The organism is Chryseobacterium sp. 22532 (genome assembly GCF_052044665.1).
GTDB classification, from domain to species: Bacteria; Bacteroidota; Bacteroidia; order Flavobacteriales; family Weeksellaceae; genus Chryseobacterium; species Chryseobacterium lathyri.
Genome location: NZ_JBQENJ010000012.1, coordinates 1 through 2820, shown reverse-complemented (window position 1 = coordinate 2820; position 2820 = coordinate 1). Strand labels below are relative to the sequence as shown.

1 protein-coding gene is annotated in these 2820 nt (G+C 43.2%); it reads left to right on the top strand.

All coding sequences use genetic code 11. From position 1 onward, the window contains the following. Window positions 1-2820: DUF6443 domain-containing protein (locus ACTJIV_RS20235; protein ID WP_440629260.1), on the top strand; the 2820-nt coding region annotated here is incomplete at both ends.

Here is a 2820-nt window from a genome sequence, read left to right as displayed (position 1 = left end):
CGCGCAAACAACTCCCAGTACGACTGAGAACTACATCTATACCAAAAACTGTCTGGATGGGGACTGCACTAAAAAATCAGAATCTGTTCAGTATTTTGATGGGCTCGGAAGACCTATCCAAAGTGTTGCCATCAAAGCTACGCCGCTTGGAAGAGATGTTGTCGTTCCTATAGAATATGATGCAAAAGGAAGGCAGGCCAAAAGCTACCTTCCTGTTCCCCAGCCGGGCACGGCGAACGGAGCCATCTATACCAATCCGCTGGCCAATGCGCCTTCTGCAGGATACGGAAGTGAAAAGATCTATGCTGAAAAGCGCTATGACGACCTGTTTACCACAAGAGTAAGCCAGGTTGTTCCGGCAGGAACCGCCTGGTCCCAGAAGCCCGCCAATATGGCCTACGGTACCAACGCAGCCGGTGAAGTAAAAAAATATGAGATCACAACAAACTGGATAGAAGGGAGAACTGATTCGGGTATTTCCTTCTCGGCTTCCTATGCCGCTAACCAGCTGATGAAAACCTCCGTTACCGATCCGGACGGAAATATCACCACGGAATTCAAGAATAGTAAAGGACAGACGATACTGGTCAGAAAAAATGACGGGACCCAAAATGTAGATACCTATTACCTGTACAATGAATACGGGCAGCTGGTCTATGTTATTCCGCCACTGGCCGTAGGCACTTCGGCTCCCGATCAGACGATGCTGGACAAGCTGTGTTACCAGTACCGCTACGACGGATTGGGAAGACTGGTAGAGAAAAAAGTTCCGGGGAAAGGCTGGGAATATATGCTTTATGATAAACAGGACCGGTTAGTAGCTACTCAGGATGCCAATCTGAGAGTGAAAGGACAGTGGCTGTATACAAAATATGATCAGTTTGGGAGAATTGCCATTACAGGGATAGGAACTGGAGCTGCAAGAACCACTGAACAATCTGTTGTAGACGGGTATGATTCCAATAATGTAAACAGGTTAAGCGCGGCTCTTTTTGAAAGACAGGGCATGAATGTATATTATGGAAACCAGGACAGTACCTACCCGAATTCTACCAAATGGGTCACTTTATTATCCTTAAATTATTACGATACCTATCCCGGATATGATTTCAACCCGGCTTTTCCTTCCACCATATTGGGAGAGCCAGTGATTACCGATACCCAGAATGCTCCGGTGAATACCCAGGCGATGCCTACCCTGAGCCTTGTAAAGAATATAGAAGATGATAACTGGACTAAAAATTATGTCTACTATGATAAAAAAAGAAGAGCAGTAGGCACGTACAGCATTAATCATTTGGGTGGAACCACCAGAACAGAATCAGAATTGGATTTTGTAGGGATGGCCAAACAGACCAAGGTGTATCACAAAAGACTGGGAACAGATACCGAAAAAGTAATCTCCCAAAGCTTTGATTACGACAACCAGAACCGGGTAACGAAGCACCGTCATCAGGTAGACAGCGGTCCTGTGGAACTGTTAACGGAAAATACCTATAATGAGCTGTCGCAGCTATCCAATAAAAAAGTTGGGGGCGGGCTTCAAAGCATCGATTACCAGTATGACATCCGTGGAGCACTTACCAAAATCAATGATCCGGCTGCACTCGGAACCAAACTTTTCGGTTATGAGCTGAAGTATTTTAATCCCCAGAATACCTCTCAGGGCTCTACAGGGAAGTACAACGGCAATATTACGGAAGTGACATGGAAAACGGCTTTAGACCAGGTTTTAAGACAGTATAATTACCAGTATGATGGCCTGAACAGGCTTAAAAAAGGAATCTATTCTGAACCGGGGGCTTCTGTTCCGCAGAATGGATTCTTTAATGAAACCTTAGCCTATGACCTGAACGGAAATATCACCTCTCTGCAGAGAAATGGGAAAAGCAGTTCAGGAACAGCGCAGCTTATTGATGATCTTACCTATAATTATACAGGGAATAAGCTCAATACCGTTACTGATGCTTCAGGAAACTACAGTGGCTATTCCGATATTTCAGGGAACATAATCTCCTATGACGATAACGGGAATATGAAGGATCATAAAGATAAGGGGGTTTTACAGATTGATTATAATTTTTTGAACCTTCCTGATTATGTGAAATTTGATAAGACATACATACCAAGAACTATTGATGGTGATTCTAATGTAAATACCCAGTATACATACAGGGCAGATGGTACAAAGCTTAAAAAGATCTATACTTATGGTTCTAAACAAAATTTGGAAACCACTAAAATAACAGAATATTTAGATGGTTTTCAGTATGAAAGCACATATACAGGATTTAGTACGACACCTGTTCTAAAGTTTGTTCCTACTGCTGAAGGGTATTATAATTTTGAAAATAATAAGTATATTTACAGCTATACAGACCATTTAGGAAGTGTGCGTTTAAGCTACTCCAGGAACCTGAATGGCAGCGCAGAAGTTCTTGAAGAAAACAATTATTATGCATTTGGTCTAAAGCATAGTGCAGGAATGGTCCCGACGGCAAATGCGGCTTACAATTACCAATATAATGGTAAAGAGCTACAGAAAGAGACAGGGTGGGGAGATTACGGAGCGAGAATGTATATGGCAGATATTGGCAGATGGGGTGTGATAGATCCATTAGCCGAGCAGATGAGAAGATACTCACCGTATAATTATGCATTTAATAATCCTGTAAGCTTTATAGATCCGGATGGGATGGCACCACATCAGTTTAAGATGCCTGGCGATTCCCGCCCTGATGCTTACTCGGGAGGTCATAATCCAAACTGGTTAGGCTTAGGAAATACCGGAAACCTTGAATCAGGAGGATATGGGGGAGG